This is a genomic window from Lysobacter xanthus (assembly GCF_047159895.1).
Window position 1 is genome coordinate 1 of record NZ_BAAGAB020000058.1, and the last position, 16,778, is coordinate 16,778.

The window sequence follows — 16,778 nt, forward strand, 5'->3', positions numbered from 1 at the left end:
GCATCGCCTGCGGGCACTGCCGCCACCCCGGCCGTCGCGTCGATGCCGGCCGCCGCTGTCGAACGCACCCTGCCGCCGGAAGCCGCCGCATTCGCCGCCTTCGTCCGCGAGCGCCCCGAGCGCGGCGAGCGGGCGACACCGGGCAGCGACGGCCCGACACCGCTCACGACCGCGCTCGGTGCGCCGCGCGAGGCCGGCCTGGTCGCTTCGACCCCGCGCCTGCTCGCCGTCGTGCCCGCCTCGGCGCCGCTGACACTGGACGCCGACTTCGATGACGGCCTCGCCGGCCGCGTGACGTGGATGGCGGACCAGCGCATCGACCGCGCCGAGATCCGCGTCAGCCCCGAAGGCCTCGGCACCATCGACATCCGCCTGCAGATGGACGGCAGCCGCGTGCACGCGCATTTCCACGCCGCGAATGCCGATGTGCGGCAGGCGCTGGAGGGCGGCATTGACCGCCTGCGCGACCTGCTCGGCCGGCAGGGGATGGAACTCGGGCAGGCGCAGGTCGGCACCGGTGGTGCCCGCGACGACGGCCGGGCCGGCCGGACGCCCGGCGGCTTCGGCAGCGCCCCGTCCACCGACGGGGCCGCCGAACCGGCGGTCACCACCGTCCGCGTCCTGCGCGGCCGCGGCCTGCTGGACGAATACGCCTGAGGCCGGCGACGGTCCGCCGTCGCGACCCCCGTTCAGCCCGACGTCAAAACCCCGGCAGCACCCGATCCAAGCGCGGCACGCACCTTGCACAGCCCTGGCGTAACCCCAGGAGCCCTGCCCCGTGTCCGCCAAAGCCCCCGTCGTCGACGCCGCTGCCACCGCCGAACCGAAGAAGAGCCGCAAGAAGCTGGTGCTCGCGCTCGGCGCGGTGCTGACGCTCGCGGGCGGCGGCGCCGGAGCATGGTGGTGGACGAGCCATGCGGCGCCCGCGAAGAAGGAGGAGCACAAGCTCCCCACGCAGTACTTCGCGATGGAGCCCTCGTTCGTCGTCAACCTCGCCGACGCCGACGCGGTGCGTTACCTGCAGGCCGACGTGCAGCTCGCCACCCGCGATCCGGAGACGCTGAAGGCGCTCGAGGAACAGGCGCCGGCGCTGCGCAACCGCCTGCTCCTGCTGTTCGGCCAGCAGACGTCCGACCAGCTCGCGCAGCGCAGCGGCAAGGAACGCCTGCAGGACAAGTCGCTTGCGGAAGTGCGCTCGGTGCTCAAGCACGAGGGCGCGCCCGACAAGGTCGACGCCGTGATCTTCACCAGCCTGGTCACCCAGTAAGGGATCCCGCGCATGAGCGCCGACCTGCTCTCACAGGACGAGATCGACGCCCTCCTCCACGGCGTGGATGCCGGGGCGATCGAGGTCGAGCCTCCGGTGGCGCCGGGCGAAGCCCGCGCCTACGACTTCACCAGCCAGGACCGCATCGTCCGCGGCCGCCTGCCCACGCTCGAGATGATCAACGAGCGCTTCGCGCGCACGTGGCGCATCGGGCTGTTCAACCTGCTGCGCCGCTCGGCGGACCTCTCGGTGCGCGGCATCGACCTGATCCGCTTCGGCGAGTACATGCATTCGCTGCAGGTGCCGAACAACCTCAACCTGGTGAAGATGAAGCCGCTGCGCGGCACCGCGATCATCGTCTTCGAGCCCCGGCTCGTGTTCACCACCGTCGACAACTTCTTCGGCGGCATGGGCAAGTACCACACGCGCATCGAGGGCCGCGAGTTCACGCCCACCGAGATGCGCGTGATCCAGCTCCTGCTGCGCCAGACCTTCGCCGACCTGGCCGAAGCCTGGGCGCCGGTGCTTCCGGTCGAGTTCGAGTACGTGAACTCGGAGGTCAACCCGCACTTCGCGAACATCATCTCGCCGCGCGAGTACATCGTGGTCAGCCGCTTCCACGTCGAACTCGAAGGCGGCGGCGGCGAGCTGCACGTGGCACTGCCGTATTCGATGCTCGAGCCGATCCGCGAGCTGCTCGATGCCGGCGTGCAGAGCGACCGCATCGAGAAGGACGAGAACTGGACGCGGGCGATGCGTGCGCAGCTGCAGGATGCCGACGTCGAGATCAGCAGCAGCCTCGCGCAGCGACAGATCTCGCTGCGCGCGCTGAGCCAGCTGAAGGTCGGCGACATCATCCCGATCGACCTGCCGCGGCAGGTGTCGGTCGAGGTCGAGGGCAGCTCGCTGTTCTCCGGCGAATTCGGCACGCACAACGGCAAGAACGCCATCAAGATCACCCACGTGAACCAGCCGCGCTCGCTGATTCCCATCGACTCCCTGGGCTAATGCCATGAACCCTTCCGACCTCGCGGCGCCCGCCGCGTTCGACACGCTCACCGCCGACGGCACGGCCGGCGCGGACCTGAACCTCGACGTCATCCTCGACGTCAACGTGACGCTCTCGCTGGAGGTCGGCCGCACGCGCATTCCGATCCGCAACCTGCTGCAGCTCAACCAGGGCTCGGTCGTCGAGCTCGAACGCGCGGCGGGCGAACCGCTCGACGTCTACGTCAACGGCACGCTGATCGCGCAGGGCGAGGTGGTCGTGGTCAACGACCGCTTCGGCGTGCGGCTCACCGACGTGGTGAGCCCGTCCGAGCGCATCAAGCGCCTGAAGTGAGCGGGATGGGACCGGCCATGGACGCCGAACCGGTGGCGCTCGCGCAGGGAACGAACGCGCCCGTTGCGACGGCCCCGGCCGTCGTCGAAGCGCCGGCTGCTGCAACGCCCGCCACCGCCGCGCCCGCCGTGGCGCAGGCACCGGCGGCCACCGCGCCCGTCGCGACGAAACCCGCAGCGACCGCACGCAGCATCACGTTTCCGGTGCGGCCGGCGACGTCCGCGCAGGTCGCGTCCCCGGTCGCGCATGCACCGGCGGCGGACGCCGGCAGCATCGGTGGCGCCGTCTTTTCGCTGCTGCTCGTCATCGGGCTCATCCTCGGGCTCGGCTGGCTCGCCAAGCGCATGCCCGGCATGCAGCGCGGCGCCGGCACGTCGCAACTGAAGATCGTCGCGAGCGTCGCACTCGGCCCGCGCGACCGCGCCGTCGTGCTCGACGTCGGCGGCCAGCAGCTGCTGGTCGGCGTGGGCCAGGGCGGGGTACGCACCTTGCACACGCTCGAGCATCCGCTGCCCGTCGTCGAATCGACCGCACCCTCGCCGTTCGCGCAGGTGCTCGCGCAGCACTTCGGCAGGAAGTCATGAGCCTCACCCTCGAACGCCTGATGCGCCTGCTGTGCGCGATGGCCCTCGTGCTGGGCCTCGCCTACGGGCTGCTGGGCAATGCCGCGCATGCGCAGGCCGCGGCCTCGCCCGCGGCGACCACGACGGCGCCTCCGGTCGCATCCGCCGCGCCGTCGCGCGCGCTGCCGGCGGTGAATGTCGGCCAGGTCGGCGGGCAGCCGGTGAGCATGCCGCTGCAGGTGCTTCTGCTGATGACCGGCATCACGCTGCTGCCGGCGGCGCTGATGGGCATCACCGCGTTCACGCGCATCATCATCGTGCTCGGCCTGCTGCGGCAGGCGCTCGGCACCGGGCAGACGCCGAGCAACCAGGTGCTGCTGGCGCTCGCGCTGTTCCTCACCTTCATGATCATGACGCCGACGTTCGACGCGGCGTGGGCCTCGGGCATCTCGCCGTACCTCGACGGCACGATGGACTTCAAGTCGGCCTGGGCGGCCGCTGCGCAGCCGTTCCGCGGCTTCATGCTCGCCCAGGTGCGCGAGACCGATCTGATGACGTTCGCCGGCCTCTCGCACAGCGGGCCGTACGCGACCGCGAACGACGTGCCCTTCAGCGTGCTGGCCGCCTCGTTCCTCACCAGCGAGCTCAAGACCGCGTTCGAGATCGCGTTCCTGATCTACATCCCGTTCGTGATCATCGACCTCGTCGTCGCCAGCGTGCTGATGTCGATGGGCATGATGATGATGTCGCCGATGATCATCTCGGCACCCTTCAAGATTCTGCTGTTCGTGCTCGTCGACGGCTGGGTCCTCGTCGTCGGCTCGCTCGCCGGCAGCTTCAATCCGGTGACCTGACCATGACCCCCGAAGTCGCGATGTCGGAAATCACGCGGGGGCTGGAGATGGCCCTCGTCCTCGGTGCGCCGCCGCTGCTGGTGGTGCTGGGCGTCGGCGTCGTGGTCGGCGTGCTGCAGGCCGCCACGCAGATCAACGAGCAGACGATCGGTTTCGTGGTGAAGGCGATGGCGCTGATCGCGACGATCGCGGTGATGGGCCATTTCCTGCTCGGCCGGCTGGTGTCGTTCACCGCGGACCTGTTCGCGCGGATCCCGCAGCTGATCGGCTGAGCGCGCAGCGGCGATTCAGCCCGCGCCTGTTCTCCTGCAACGCCCGGCTCCCGCGTCCCGCCATGCGCTCCCTGATCGCCGCATCCCTGTCGCTCCTGCTCGTCGCCCCGGCGGTGGCCGCGCCCGGCTTCGCGTCGCGGCTCGCCACCGCGAAAGCGGCCGTGGCCACGCGCCAGGGCTTCATCTACGACACCGCGATGGTCCCGGCCATCCACCATGCCGTGGTGCCCTGCGTGCCGAAGGGGACGGATCCCGGACGCGGCGGCGAATTCGTACTGGTCGCCGATGTCGATGCGACCGGCCATCTCTCGGCGGTCGACGTGCGGCCGCAGACGCCGTTCGCGCGCTGCTTCGCGAGGACGTTCGGTGCGACCGTCCTGCAGCCGCCGCCGCCGCGGTCGGGCGGCTGGCCGATCGCGGTGGAGATGGAGACGCGACCCTAGCGTCGCCGACCACGGCATGGCGCTTGCACCGCGCCGGCCGATGGATGTCGTCACGCTCACCACCGCCGACGGGCTGAACCTGTTCGGCATGCTCGCCAAGGTGCTCTGGTATGCGTTGCGCATCGGCGCGGCGATCCAGGCACTGCCGATGGTGGGTGGGCGCGGCATCCCGGCACGGTCGCGGCTGGTGCTCACCATCGCGATCTCCGCGGCGCTGGCGCAGCTGCTGCCCGAGCCGCCGCCCGCGGGCATCAATGCCGCCACCGTGCTCGCCGTCGCCCGCGAGTTCGCGATGGGCATCGCGATCGGGCTGATGCTGCGGATGGCCTTCGAGGCCGGCGAGGTGGCGGGGCAACTCGTCAGCCAGGGCATGGGCCTCGCCAACGCGACGCTCGCCAATCCCAGCAGCGGCGAGGCCTCGCCCGTCGTCGCGCAGTGGTTCTTCCTGAGCTTCGGCCTGGTCTTCTTCGCGGTCGACGGCCATCTCGCACTGGTCCAGCTGCTGTTCGACAGCTACGCCTCGATGCCGGTCGGCGCGGCGATCCCGGACTGGCCGGGCTTCGTTTCGTCCGTGCCCGAATTCTTCGGCGTCGCCCTGCGCACGGGCCTGCTGCTGGCGCTGCCGGTCACGATGGCGTTGCTGGCGGTGAACGTCGCCGTCGGCGTGCTCTCGAGGGCCGCCTCGCAGCTCAGCCCGATGTCGCTCGGCTTCCCGGTGGCGCTGCTGGTCGGGCTCGCCCTGCTCATGGTGCTGGCAAGGGAATTGCAAGGGCCGGTGCAACGGCTGTTCGAGGCGGCCTTCCTGGCCGCCCGCGCCCTCACCGGTTGACCCGCTGCGATGTCCGAGACCGACAACGAAGATCGCACCGAAGCCCCGTCAGAGAAGCGATTGCGGGAAGCCCGCGAGCGCGGCGACGCCCCGCGCTCGAAGGAGCTCGCGAACGTCGCGGTGCTGGGTTGCGCGACGCTCGCGCTCAAGTTCACGGCGCCGCAGCTCGGCGCGACCTCGCGGGACTGGATGAAGAACGCGCTGCAGTTCGAGCCGGGCCTGGTCGGCCACGCCGACCGGCTGCCCGCCTACGCGGCGAAGACCGCCGGTGCGCTGGTGATGCCGATCCTGCCGCTGCTGCTGGCGGCGATCGCCGGCTGCTTCGTCGCGCCGGCGCTCATGAACGGCATGCGCTTCTCGGCCGCCGCGTTCAAGGTCGACCTGACCCGCCTGAGCCCGGCGGCCGGCCTCGGCCGCATGTACGGCAAGGAATCGTTCGCCGAGCTCGGTCGCTCCGTGCTGCGCCTGCTGCTGATCGGCGGGATCGCCGGCGTCGTGATCAAGGGCTCCATGGGCCGGCTGATGGACATTCCGCGGCAGCCGCTCGAGGCCGCCGTGGCCAATGGCGTCGACGTGGTGCTCGGTGTCTTCCTCGCACTGGTGCTGGCGATGGGCCTGCTCGCCGCCATCGACGTGCCCTACCAGCGCTTCGCCTGGCGCGCGCGCCTGAAGATGACCAAGCAGGAACTGCGCGACGAGGCGAAGGAATCGGAAGGCAATCCCGAGATCAAGGCGAAGGCGCGCCACCTGGCCCGGCAGATGTCGAACAAGCGGATGATGGATGCGGTGCCGACAGCCGACGTGATCATCACCAACCCGACGCACTACGCCGTGGCGCTCAAGTACGAGGCCGGCGCCATGCGCGCGCCGAAGGTCGTCGCCAAGGGCGTCGACGAGATGGCGCTGCGCATCCGCGAGCTGGCCGCCACGCACCGGATCTCGACCGTCGAAGCGCCGCCGCTCGCGCGTGCGCTGTACCGCCAGTGCAAGGTCGACGAGGAGATCCCGGTGAAGCTCTACGCCGCGGTGGCGCAGGTGCTCACCTACATCTTCCAGCTGAGGAAGTGGCATCCCGCGCGCGGGCCCATGCCGCAGCTGGTGCAGCTCGACGTCGGCGCCGACGGCGCGCCGGATGCCGCGAACGGAGGTGAGGCATGAGCCGCGCGACCGAAGTGATGCAGTCGCTCAAGGGGGGCGCCGCGGCGCCGCTCGTGGTGCTCGGCATGCTGGCGATGGTGACCGTGCCGTTGTCGCCGCTGGTGCTCGATGCCTTCTTCACCATCAACATCGCGCTGTCGCTCGTCGTGCTGCTGGCGGTGGTCTACGTCAAGCGCCCGCTCGAATTCTCGATCTTCCCCAGCGTGCTGCTGATGGTCACGCTGCTGCGGCTCGCGCTGAACGTCGCGTCCACGCGCGTGGTGCTGCTGCACGGCCACCAGGGCGGCGCGTCCGCCGGCCACGTCATCGAATCCTTCGGCCAGTTCGTGATCGGCGGCAGCTACGCCGTCGGCCTGGTCGTGTTCGCGATCCTCACCATCATCAACTTCGTGGTCGTGACCAAGGGCGCGGGCCGCATCTCCGAGGTGTCGGCGCGTTTCATCCTCGACGCGATGCCCGGCAAGCAGATGGCGATCGACGCCGACCTCAATGCGGGCCTGCTCTCGCGCGAGGAGGCCAAGGCCCGCCGCGAGGACGTCCGCAACGAGGCGGACTTCTACGGCTCGATGGACGGTGCCGGCAAGTTCGTGCGCGGCGACGCGATCGCGGGCCTGCTGATCCTCTTCATCAACCTCGTCGGCGGCGTGCTGATCGGCATGCTGCAGCACGGCCTCGGCTTCGGCCAGGCGGCGCAGACGTATTCACTGCTGGCGATCGGCGACGGCCTCGTCGCGCAGCTGCCCGCGCTGCTCGTGTCCACCGCGACGGCGATGCTCGTCACCCGCGCGACGACCGAGCAGGAGATGGGCGACACGGTCAAGAAGCAGGTCTTCGGGCACCACCGCGCGCTCACCGTGTCGGCGGCGATCCTCGGCCTCGTCGGCCTCGTGCCGGGCATGCCGAACATTCCGTTCCTGCTCGCCGCCGGCGGCATGGGCTATGCGGCGTGGCGCATGAATCGCACCGCGCGCGAAGCGGCCGAAGCGCCGCCGCCGGAAAGCCTCTCGACCACTGCGGCGCCGTCGCCGAACGCCGAGCTGACCTGGGACGAGCTGCGCCCGGTCGAGCCGCTGTCGCTGGAAGTCGGCTACCGCCTGATCCCGCTGGTCGACAAGGCGCAGGGCGGCGAACTGCTCGCGCGGCTCAAGGGCGTGCGCCGCAAGCTGACGCAGGATCTCGGCTTCCTGATTCCGGCCGTGCACGTGCGCGACAACCTCGAGCTCGCGCCGAATGCGTACCGCGTCATGGTGCACGGCGTGCCGGTCGCGACCGGCGAACTGCAGCCCGATCGCGAGATGGCACTCGACCCCGGCCGCGTGTTCGGGCAGATCGACGGCATCCCGACGCGCGACCCGGCATTCGGGCTCGACGCCGTGTGGATCGTGCCGGGCCAGCGCGCGCATGCGGAATCGCTCGGCTACACGGTGGTCGACCCGGCCACCGTGGTCGCCACGCATCTCTCGCACCTCGTGCGCGAGAAGGCCGCCGAACTGCTGGGCCACGACGAGGTGCAGCAGCTGCTCGCGAACGTCGCCAAGGCCTCGCCGAAACTCGTCGAGGAACTGACGCCCAAGCTGCTGCCGCTGTCCACGATCGTGCGCGTGCTGCAGTCGCTGCTCGCCGAGAAGGTACCGCTGCGGCAGATGCGCCAGATCGTGGAGGCGCTCCTCGAGCATGGCGCGATGACGCAGGATCCGGCGCAGCTCGTCGCCACCGTGCGCACCGCGCTGGGCCGCTTCATCGTGCAGGAGCTCAACGGCCTCAATGCCGAACTGCCTGTGTTCACCCTCGCCCCCCAGCTCGAACGCGTGCTGCAGGACTCGGTGAACGGACAGGGCGCGGCGCTCGAACCGGGCCTCGCCGAGCGCCTGCACCAGAACCTCAGCGAATGCGTGACGCAGCAGGAAGGCCGCGGCGAACCCGCGGTGCTGCTGGTGCCCTCGCCGATCCGCTCGTCCATCGCCCGCCTCGTCCGCCACAGCGTCCCGCAGCTCGCGGTGCTGGCGTACGGCGAGGTGCCGGAGGACAAGCGCCTGCGGCTGGTGGGGTCGATCGGCTGACGCAATGTCGCGCACGCGGCATTCCTAACGGCCCGCCTCCCTGACCCGGGCCCGGTAGCCCACTCCGTCGGCATTCGGCGCCTGACGTCGTCACTGCGGCTCCGCGGACCGCGATCGATCCCGCGTCCGCAGCCCCGGCGACCGCCCACCCGTGCCTTCCGGCGAGCCTGACGGTTGACCGGGAAAGCGCCGCCGATTCTCCGGCGCCACCGCTCGCCGCGTCGTCGCCTCCGCAGCCCTCGGCCCACCCGGCCCGCGCCAGCGGCGCGGGCGTTCGTCGGCCCCAGGCGGCGGTGCCGCCTAGGCGGCGCCGACTCACCCCCACGGCCGCTCAAGTTCGACGCTTTCCCGTCGTGCCCCTCTGGCACGGGCGTTGCACAAGTCCCGGCATGAGCCGTCCGACCCTGCAATCCGCCACCGCCCGAGCCGAGGCCGTCGCATGAGAATCAAGCGTTTCGTCGCCCCCGACATGCGCACCGCGCTGAAGATGGTGCGGGAGGAGCACGGCCCCGACGCCGTGATCCTGTCGAACAAGCCCGTCCACGGCGGCATCGAGATCGTCGCGGCCACCGACTACGACGAGGCGATGGTGCAGCAGGCGCTGCGCACCGCCGCCGAGGCCGAGGAGGCCGAGCGTCCGGTCACCGCGCTCGACGCGATGCCGGCCTTCGTGCCGGCGCCGCCGATGCCGGTTCGCGCGCTGGAGACCGTCGCCGCCGCAGCCGCCCCGGCCAAGTCGATCTCGCGGGCCGACGCCATGATCGCCGCGCTCGCCGGCAACGGCGCGCAGGCCACCGCGACCCGCTCCGCGCTCGCCGAGCGCGCCCGCGCCGCAACGCAGGACAACGACCGCCCGGCGCTGTCCTCCCTGCTGCGCAAGCCCGAGCCCGCCGCCGAACCCGCGCCCGCCGCGCCGGTGAAGTCGGGCGACGACTTCCGCGCCCTGCTCGCCCGCCTCACCGACGCCGACGAGCCGACGCCGACCATCAGCGCCCGTGCCGCCGGCCTGGTGCAGGCGGAGGCCGAATACGTGCAGACCCGGGCGCAGGGCCACGTCGAGACGGACATCGCCCCGATCGAGATCGTCGAGGCCGCGGTCGCCATCGAGGCGCCCGTCGCCCGCATCGTCGAAACGCCGGCGCCCGCGCCGGTCGCCGCCCCCGACTTCACCCAGCTCGCCGCGATCCCCGCCGCACCCGTCGCGCTCGCCGCGCCGTCGTTCGTCGACGCCTTCGACCCGCTCGCCGAGATGGCCGCGGTGCAGGCACCCGCTCCGGCGATCGCACTGCCCGCGCCGGTGCTCACCGTCGCCGCGCCGCCGACGCTGCAGCTCGTCGTCAACCAGTCCGAGGACCCGACCATCGTCGCGATGCGCAACGAGCTCAGCTCGATGCGCCAGATGATCGAGCGCCAGATGGGCCAGTTCGGCCTGGAGCGCCTGCGCGGTTCGCCGGCGCGCGCGTTCGCCTTCGAGACCCTGCAGGCCTACGGTTGCGACGACGCGATCGCGCAGCAGATCGCCCAGCGCATCGATCCCAAGCTCGAGCCGTCGAAGGTCAAGGCGCCGCTGCTCGCCGAACTGGCGCGCATGCTCACCATCGCGCGCTCGGAACCGCTGGAAGACGGCGGCGTGTTCGCGCTGATCGGCCCGACCGGCGCCGGCAAGACGACGACGCTCGCCAAGCTCGCGGCCCGCTTCGCGCAGCGTCACCGCGCCCGCGACGTCGCGCTCGTCACCACCGACGTCGAGCGTCCCGGCGCCCGCGAGCAGCTGCATGCGCTCGGCCGCAAGCTGGGCATCACGGTGTGCGAGGCCGACGGCCCCGAAGGCCTCACCGACGCGCTCGACCAGCTCGTCGACTACCCGCTCGTGCTCGTCGACACCGCCGGCTACGCCGCGCGCGACAAGGCGCTGCTCGGCCAGGTCACCTGGCTGCGCGCCACGCGCAACCTGCGTTCGCTGCTCGTTCTGCCGGCCAACCTGCAGCCGCAGGACATGGCCGAGGCCGTTCGCCGCTACCGCATGGCGCAGCCGGAAGCCGTCGTGCTCACCAAGCTCGACGAGACCGGCCGCCTCGGCAGCGCGATCTCCGTCGCGATCAAGCATGGCCTGCCCCTTGCATACACCACGGCAGGCCAGCAGGTGCCCGCCGACCTCGAGGCCGCGGACGCGTCCCGCCTCGTGCTCCAGATCGAAAAACTCCGTCGCGCCGCCGACAACCCGCTCGCCACCGAGGAACGCCATGTCGTCGCCTAACCCCATCGCTTCCACCGCGCACGTCGCTGCGAACGAGCCGGGCCCGGTGCGCGTCATCGCCGTCGCCAGCGGCAAGGGCGGCGTCGGCAAGACCTCGGTGAGCGTCAACCTCTCGATGGCGCTGCAGAACGCCGGCCAGCGCGTGCTGCTGCTCGACACCGACCTCGGCCTCGCCAACGTCGACGTGATGCTCGGCCTCTCGCCGCGCTTCACCCTCGCCGACGTCTTCGCCGGCCGCTGCGAGCTCGCCGACACGCTGCTCGAAGGCCCGAACGGCCTGCTGGTGGTGCCCGCCGCGAGCGGCAAGCGCCACATGACCGAACTAACCCCGGCGCAGCACGTCGGCCTCGTGCACGCCTTCAGCCAGCTCGAGATGCCGATCGACGTGATGGTCATCGACAACGCCGCCGGCATCTCCGACAGCGTGCTGACCTTCTGCCAGGCCGCGCAGGACGTGATCGTGGTGGTCTGCGACGAACCCGCGTCAGTCACCGACGCCTATGCGCTGATCAAGGTGCTCACCCGCGAGCGCGGCGTGACCCGCGTGCAGGTGCTCGCCAACCAGGTCGGTCATCCGAGCGAGGGCCGCCAGCTGTTCGAGAAGCTCGAGCGGGTGACGTCGAAGTTCCTCGACGTCACGCTCAACTACCTCGGCGCGATCCCGCGCGACGAATGGCTGCGCCGCGCGATCCAACGCCAGGAAGCGGTGGTCGACGCCTTCCCGGCCGCGCCCGCCTCGATGGCCTTCCGCGAGATCGCCAAGCGCGCGGAGAAGTGGCAGACGCCGGCGGGCCCGCGCGGCCACGTCGAATTCTTCATGGAACGCCTGATCCCGACGGCGCGGAGCGCGACCGCATGAACATGACCGCGACGGCCGTCAAGGCCAATGTCTACAAGCAGACGCGCACCGCCAGCGCCGACTTCGATGCCAATGCCGTCGTCGTCAAGCACGGCGAGCTCGTGCGCCGCATCGCCCACCACCTCGCCGCGCGGCTGCCCGCGAGCGTGGAGGTGGACGACCTGATCCAGGCCGGCATGCTCGGCCTGATCGAGGCGGCGAAGAACTTCCAGGCCGACCAGGGCGCGGCGTTCGAGACGTATGCCTCGATCCGCATCCGCGGCGCGATGATCGACGAGATCCGGCGCGGCGACTGGGTGCCGCGCAGCGTGCACCGCCGCTACCGCGACGTGGTCGCCGCGACGCGCCAGGTCGAGCAGGCCAACGGCCGCGCGGCGAACTCGGCGGAGATCGCCAGCGTGCTCGGCGTCTCGCTCGAGGACTACCACCACATGCTCGAGGACGCCTCGCGCGGCCAGCTGCTCTCGCTCGACGAGCAGATGGACGACTTCGACGGCGAACCGCGACTGGCCGCGAGCTGCAACGTCACGCCCGCGCGCGAACTCGAACACACGGTCTTCCGGCAGGCGCTCGGCGAGGCGATCGGCAACCTGCCCGAGCGCGAGCAGCTGGTGCTGTCGCTGTACTACGAGCAGGAGATGAATCTGCGCGAGATCGGCGCGGTGCTCGGCATCAGCGAATCGCGCGTCTGCCAGATCCACGGCCAGGCCGTGCTGCGCCTGCGCGGCCGGCTGGGCGACTGGCGGGAAACCGCCGTGGAGCATGTCGAGGTGTAAGCCCGCGGCGGCCGGTCGTGGTGCCGGGTGCGTCGCGGCGGCCGGTGTGGAGGGCTGTTCCGTGCCGCGCTGCACGCAACGGCCGCGCCCAAGCGGCCGACATGCCCGTTTCCTCCCGCGTTGCGACGCGTCGCGGACATTCGCCGACCCATTCGTCCGCGCCGCCTCAAGAACCCCCTTTCCCCGCCGTTAGTCGGTCAAGGACCGCCCGGAACCCGTCCATGGACAAGAACATCAAGATCCTCATCGTCGACGACTTCTCGACGATGCGCCGCATCGTCAAGAACCTGCTCAACGACCTCGGCTTCTTCGACACCACCGAGGCCGAGGATGGCAACAGCGCGCTCGTGGAGCTGCGCAAGGCCAAGTTCGACCTCGTCATCACCGACTGGAACATGCCGGGCATGCCGGGCATCGACCTGCTCAAGGCGATCCGCGCCGACGACGTGCTCAAGACGATCCCCGTGCTGATGGTGACCGCCGAGTCCAAGCGCGAGCAGATCATCGAGGCCGCGCAGGCGGGCGTGAACGGCTACGTCATCAAGCCCTTCACCGCCGGCACGCTCGGCGACAAGCTCGGCAAGATCTTCGAGCGCATCGGGGCCGCCGCATGAGCGCCGCGCCGGGCATCGGCGAGCCCGAACGCAGCGCGGTGATCGCCAAGCTGCAGGCGGCGCTGTGGGCGCTCGAGCACGACGATCACGACGCCTGGCGCGCCAACGTCGACGAACTCATCCAGTGGCGCACGCAGCCGCTGGTGCAGGGCTTCGTGCGCCTCGCGCGCGAGCTCACCGCCGCGCTCGGCGACGGCAGCGGCAGTGCGGCATCCCTGCCGGAAGCCTGCTCGCGCCTCGAGCACGTCGTGCAGCTGACCGAATCCTCGAGCATGCGCACGCTCGACCTGATCGACGAATGCGGCCGCCTGCTCGCGCAGCTTCCGCCGCCGCAGGACGAGGCGCAGCGCGAGGCCGTCGCCGGCCTGCGCGCACGGTTCTCCGAGATGTCGCTGGCGCAGGGCTACCAGGACCTCACCGGGCAGATCATCGTCCGCGTGGTCGAACTGGTGCGCGCGGTGCATGCCGGGCTGGGCGACATCGTCGGCCCGTCCGAGCCGCTGCAGCTCCACAACAACCGCGGCCACGGCCCGGCGGTGGCCGGCGTCGACGCCGCCCCGGCGACGCAGGACAACGCCGACGAGCTGCTGTCCGCGCTCGGGCTCTGATCGACGGACGACGACGGCATGAGCGGTAGCGACGCCAACAGCGAGATCTGCGCCGACTTCCTCGTCGAGGCGCGCGAGATCGTCGACCAGCTCGGCGAGCAGATGGTCGTGCTCGAGCGCAGTCCCGAGGACCGCGACGCGCTCAACACCGTCTTCCGCGGGTTCCACACCATCAAGGGCGGCGCGGGCTTCCTCGACTTCCCGCAGATGGTCACGCTCTGCCATGCGGTCGAGGATCGCCTCGACGTCGCGCGGCACGGCGACAGCCCGCTCGATCCCTTCGCCTTCGACGGCGCGCAGCAGGCGATCGACCTGCTCGCCGACATGCTCGACTGCGTCGCCCAGGGGCGACCGCTGCCGGACGTGCCGCAGCCGCTGATCGACAGCATGCATGTCGAGGGACGCGCCGCCGCGCCGGCGGCGGCCACGCCGACGGTCAGTGCGAGCGACCTGCCGCTCGACCTCGACGATCTCGATTTCGACGCCCTGCTCGATACGTTCCACGGCAAGGGGGCGCTCCCCGGCGCCGCGCCGGTGTCCGAAGCACCGCCGCCGGCCGCCGTCGCCCCTGCGCCGGTTCCCACCCAGGTTGCCCGTCCCGAGCCGCAGGCCCCGGCGGGGCGCCGCAGCCCGGCGGCGAACGACGCCGGCGAGACCACGGTCCGCGTCGACGTGCGCCGCCTCGATGCGATGGTGAACCTCGTCGGCGAACTCGTGCTCGCGCGCAATCGCCTGAAGACCATCCGCCCGCGCCTGCGCGACGAGGACCTCGATCGCGCCGTCACCGTGCTGGACGCCGCGACCGGTCGACTGCAGTCCGCGGTGATGATGGCGCGCATGCAGCCGGTCGGCCGCGTGTTCTCGCGCTTCCCGAAGCTCGCGCGCGACGTCGCGCGGCAGGTCCAGAAGTCCGTCGAACTCGAAGTCGTCGGCGCGGAAACGGAACTCGACCGCAACCTCGTCGAGGCGCTGTCGGACCCGCTCGTGCACCTGGTGCGCAATTCGATCGACCACGGCATCGAAGCGCCCGACGTGCGCCGCGCGGCCGGCAAGCCCGAGCAGGGCAACGTCCGCCTCTCCGCGCAGCAGGAAGGCGACCACGTGATGATCGAGGTGCGCGACGACGGCGCCGGCATCGACCCCGACAAGATCCGCGAGAGCGCGATCCGCAAGGGACTCGTCGACGCCGAATCGGCGGCGCGACTGTCGGCGGACGAGTGCCTCCAGCTGATCTTCCTGCCGGGCTTCTCGACCAAGGCCGAGGTGAGCGACCTGTCCGGCCGCGGCGTCGGCATGGACGTGGTGCAGAGCAAGATCCGCGAGCTCGCCGGCACCGTGCAGATCCACTCCGAGGTGGGCCGCGGCACGCGCATGTCGATCAAGGTGCCGCTCACGCTGGCGATCCTGCCGACGCTGCTGGTGGAGATCGACGGCGACGTCTACGCGCTGCCGCTGGTGCGCGTGGTCGAGGTGCTCTCGCATACCGGCGGCAATGCGATGTGGATCGACGGCCAGAGCGTGATCGACTTGCGCGAGCAGCCGACGCCGGTACTCGACCTGCGCGCCTGGCTCGGCGTGGACCCGGCGCCGGACGGCGGCGCGACGGGTGTGGTGCTGCAGGCGGGCGAACAGCGCTTCGTGCTGCTGGTCGACCGCGTGCGCGGCCGCGAGGAAGTGGTCATCAAGGCCCTGCCCCGCACGCTGCGCGGCCTCGCCGGCTACGCAGGCGCCAGCCTCATCGGCGACGGCCGCATGGCGCTGATCCTCGACGTCGACTCCCTGCACGACACCGGCGTGCGCACCCGGCGCGCGGTGGCCAACGGCTGACCCCTGTCGTCGCCGCTGGATCGAAGCCGCCTGCGGGCGCCTTCTTCGTTTTCGCCTGCTGGACGCGGCGCCACGGTAGACGGCTCCGGTCGCGTGTCGGGCCGGAATGCGGGCCGTGTGGCCGCCCGTGCGCTGTCGGGGCCGGCCTTCGGCGCGTCCAGCGGCCGGGGTCCGGACAGTGCGTTCGCCGACCGGCGCCGCGTCGCGATGGGGCGGCCGTGCGGGCGACTTCCGGGCGGCTGCGTGTGGGCCATCGCGCATTTCCCCGGGTCCGGGCGCGGGCGCGGAGCGACGCGTCGACATCCGGCAGTGGCAGCGGGCCCGCCGCTTCTGGTATCACGACGGGAACCTGCGGAATCCGGTCCCGTCATGCGCCTCGTCGTCCTGCTGCTCTCGCTGTGCATGCCCGCGATCGCCTGGTTCTCCCAGCGCGGGACGTTCGGCCCCACCAACGGCGCCGTCTCGGACCGCTACCCGACGCTGCTCGTCGCGGCGGGTTGGGCCTTCTCGATCTGGGGCCTGATCTTCCTGCTCGACATCGCCTACGGCATCGCCCAGGCCACCGGCCCGCGCCGCCGCGACCCCGCGCTCGCGCGAATGGCGCCCTGGTCGGCACTGGGCTTCGCGGCCACCGCCGCGTGGATGCCGCTGTTCTCGACCGGCGCCTACTGGCTGTGCGTGCTGGTGATCTTCACCGCGCTGTTCGGCACCGCGCGCGCCGCGGCCATCGCCTGCAGCGAGCGCAAGCCCGCGCCGGGCATCGCGCGTTGGGCGCTGCCGTTGCATGCGGGCTGGCTCACGCTCGCGAGCTTCCTCAACCTGGCGCAGACGATCGTCGCCTACCGCCTGCTCTCCACCGACCACATGCTCGGCTGGAGCCTCGTGCTGCTCGTGCTCGCGACGGTCCTGCTGCTGTGGATCAACCGCGGCCTGCGCAGCCTGCCGTATGCCGCCGCCGCGGCCTGGGGGCTCGGCGCGGCGTACGCACGGCAGTCGCAGTCCTCGCTGCCGGGTGCGGAGACGGCCGCGCTCGCGGCCATGGTCGCGGC

General features: G+C 71.3%; 18 protein-coding genes. All 18 read left to right on the forward strand.

The features are described 5' to 3' along the window. Window positions 1-657 (forward strand): flagellar hook-length control protein FliK (locus ACY35P_RS12250; RefSeq protein ID WP_462116118.1); only part of this gene is annotated, 657 nt, incomplete at its 5' end. A gap of 121 nt (window positions 658-778) precedes the next feature. Beyond that, window positions 779-1,267, forward strand: coding sequence for a flagellar basal body-associated FliL family protein (locus ACY35P_RS12255; RefSeq protein WP_462116119.1), 489 nt, complete (start codon window positions 779-781; stop codon window positions 1,265-1,267). 12 nt (window positions 1,268-1,279) lie between these two features. Beyond that, entirely contained in the window at window positions 1,280-2,275 is a 996-nt protein-coding gene (gene fliM, locus ACY35P_RS12260) for a flagellar motor switch protein FliM (RefSeq protein WP_462116120.1), read from the forward strand. A gap of 4 nt (window positions 2,276-2,279) precedes the next feature. Further along, entirely contained in the window at window positions 2,280-2,609 is a 330-nt protein-coding gene (gene fliN / locus ACY35P_RS12265; protein WP_462116121.1) for a flagellar motor switch protein FliN, read from the forward strand. A 17-nt stretch (window positions 2,610-2,626) separates the two neighbouring features. Continuing rightward, window positions 2,627-3,193, forward strand: coding sequence for a flagellar biosynthetic protein FliO (gene fliO / locus ACY35P_RS12270; protein WP_462116122.1), 567 nt, complete (start codon window positions 2,627-2,629; stop codon window positions 3,191-3,193). Continuing rightward, the gene (gene fliP / locus ACY35P_RS12275; protein ID WP_462116123.1) at window positions 3,190-4,026 is read left to right on the forward strand and encodes a flagellar type III secretion system pore protein FliP; all 837 of its coding nucleotides are present in this window, start codon (window positions 3,190-3,192) and stop codon (window positions 4,024-4,026) included. The genes fliO and fliP overlap by 4 nt, the downstream gene beginning before the upstream one ends. Window positions 4,027-4,028: 2 nt before the next feature. Continuing rightward, window positions 4,029-4,298 (forward strand): flagellar biosynthetic protein FliQ, encoded by a 270-nt coding sequence (locus tag ACY35P_RS12280; protein ID WP_462116124.1) that lies wholly within the window; start codon window positions 4,029-4,031, stop codon window positions 4,296-4,298. 62 nt (window positions 4,299-4,360) lie between these two features. Continuing rightward, the gene (locus ACY35P_RS12285; RefSeq protein WP_462116125.1) at window positions 4,361-4,741 is read left to right on the forward strand and encodes a hypothetical protein; all 381 of its coding nucleotides are present in this window, start codon (window positions 4,361-4,363) and stop codon (window positions 4,739-4,741) included. Between the two features lie 40 nt (window positions 4,742-4,781). Continuing rightward, entirely contained in the window at window positions 4,782-5,570 is a 789-nt protein-coding gene (locus ACY35P_RS12290; RefSeq protein ID WP_462116134.1) for a flagellar biosynthetic protein FliR, read from the forward strand. 9 nt (window positions 5,571-5,579) lie between these two features. Continuing rightward, on the forward strand, window positions 5,580-6,728 hold the full coding sequence (gene flhB, locus ACY35P_RS12295; protein WP_462116126.1) for a flagellar biosynthesis protein FlhB: 1,149 nt from the start codon (window positions 5,580-5,582) through the stop codon (window positions 6,726-6,728). A gap of 74 nt (window positions 6,729-6,802) precedes the next feature. After that, window positions 6,803-8,788, forward strand: coding sequence for a flagellar biosynthesis protein FlhA (gene flhA, locus ACY35P_RS12300; RefSeq protein ID WP_462116135.1), 1,986 nt, complete (start codon window positions 6,803-6,805; stop codon window positions 8,786-8,788). 439 nt (window positions 8,789-9,227) lie between these two features. Then, the gene (locus ACY35P_RS12305; protein WP_462116127.1) at window positions 9,228-11,045 is read left to right on the forward strand and encodes an AAA family ATPase; all 1,818 of its coding nucleotides are present in this window, start codon (window positions 9,228-9,230) and stop codon (window positions 11,043-11,045) included. Continuing rightward, the gene (locus ACY35P_RS12310; RefSeq protein WP_462116128.1) at window positions 11,032-11,904 is read left to right on the forward strand and encodes a MinD/ParA family protein; all 873 of its coding nucleotides are present in this window, start codon (window positions 11,032-11,034) and stop codon (window positions 11,902-11,904) included. Before ACY35P_RS12305 ends, ACY35P_RS12310 begins: the two co-directional genes overlap by 14 nt. After that, the gene (locus tag ACY35P_RS12315) at window positions 11,901-12,680 is read left to right on the forward strand and encodes an RNA polymerase sigma factor FliA (RefSeq protein ID WP_462116129.1); all 780 of its coding nucleotides are present in this window, start codon (window positions 11,901-11,903) and stop codon (window positions 12,678-12,680) included. The genes ACY35P_RS12310 and ACY35P_RS12315 overlap by 4 nt, the downstream gene beginning before the upstream one ends. A 221-nt stretch (window positions 12,681-12,901) precedes the next feature. Further along, a complete protein-coding gene (locus tag ACY35P_RS12320) occupies window positions 12,902-13,294 on the forward strand; it encodes a chemotaxis response regulator CheY (RefSeq protein WP_462116130.1) in 393 nt (130 codons plus the stop codon). Continuing rightward, on the forward strand, window positions 13,291-13,902 hold the full coding sequence (locus tag ACY35P_RS12325) for a protein phosphatase CheZ (protein WP_462116131.1): 612 nt from the start codon (window positions 13,291-13,293) through the stop codon (window positions 13,900-13,902). Before ACY35P_RS12320 ends, ACY35P_RS12325 begins: the two co-directional genes overlap by 4 nt. Window positions 13,903-13,920: 18 nt before the next feature. Continuing rightward, window positions 13,921-15,729 carry a chemotaxis protein CheA gene (locus ACY35P_RS12330; RefSeq protein ID WP_462116132.1) on the forward strand — a complete coding sequence of 603 codons (1,809 nt, stop codon included), beginning with the start codon at window positions 13,921-13,923 and terminating at the stop codon, window positions 15,727-15,729. 369 nt (window positions 15,730-16,098) lie between these two features. After that, the coding region (locus tag ACY35P_RS12335) for a hypothetical protein (protein ID WP_462116133.1) at window positions 16,099-16,778 on the forward strand (680 nt) is incomplete at its 3' end.

Coding starts and splice junctions, on each gene's coding strand:
- fliM (WP_462116120.1), top strand. CDS start 1,280: ATGAGCGCCGACCTGCTCTCACAGGACGAGATCGACGCCCTCCTCCAC.
- fliN (WP_462116121.1), top strand. CDS start 2,280: ATGAACCCTTCCGACCTCGCGGCGCCCGCCGCGTTCGACACGCTCACC.
- fliO (WP_462116122.1), top strand. CDS start 2,627: ATGGACGCCGAACCGGTGGCGCTCGCGCAGGGAACGAACGCGCCCGTT.
- fliP (WP_462116123.1), top strand. CDS start 3,190: ATGAGCCTCACCCTCGAACGCCTGATGCGCCTGCTGTGCGCGATGGCC.
- ACY35P_RS12280 (WP_462116124.1), top strand. CDS start 4,029: ATGACCCCCGAAGTCGCGATGTCGGAAATCACGCGGGGGCTGGAGATG.
- ACY35P_RS12285 (WP_462116125.1), top strand. CDS start 4,361: ATGCGCTCCCTGATCGCCGCATCCCTGTCGCTCCTGCTCGTCGCCCCG.
- ACY35P_RS12290 (WP_462116134.1), top strand. CDS start 4,782: ATGGATGTCGTCACGCTCACCACCGCCGACGGGCTGAACCTGTTCGGC.
- flhB (WP_462116126.1), top strand. CDS start 5,580: ATGTCCGAGACCGACAACGAAGATCGCACCGAAGCCCCGTCAGAGAAG.
- flhA (WP_462116135.1), top strand. CDS start 6,803: ATGGTGACCGTGCCGTTGTCGCCGCTGGTGCTCGATGCCTTCTTCACC.
- ACY35P_RS12305 (WP_462116127.1), top strand. CDS start 9,228: ATGAGAATCAAGCGTTTCGTCGCCCCCGACATGCGCACCGCGCTGAAG.
- ACY35P_RS12310 (WP_462116128.1), top strand. CDS start 11,032: ATGTCGTCGCCTAACCCCATCGCTTCCACCGCGCACGTCGCTGCGAAC.
- ACY35P_RS12315 (WP_462116129.1), top strand. CDS start 11,901: ATGAACATGACCGCGACGGCCGTCAAGGCCAATGTCTACAAGCAGACG.
- ACY35P_RS12320 (WP_462116130.1), top strand. CDS start 12,902: ATGGACAAGAACATCAAGATCCTCATCGTCGACGACTTCTCGACGATG.
- ACY35P_RS12325 (WP_462116131.1), top strand. CDS start 13,291: ATGAGCGCCGCGCCGGGCATCGGCGAGCCCGAACGCAGCGCGGTGATC.
- ACY35P_RS12330 (WP_462116132.1), top strand. CDS start 13,921: ATGAGCGGTAGCGACGCCAACAGCGAGATCTGCGCCGACTTCCTCGTC.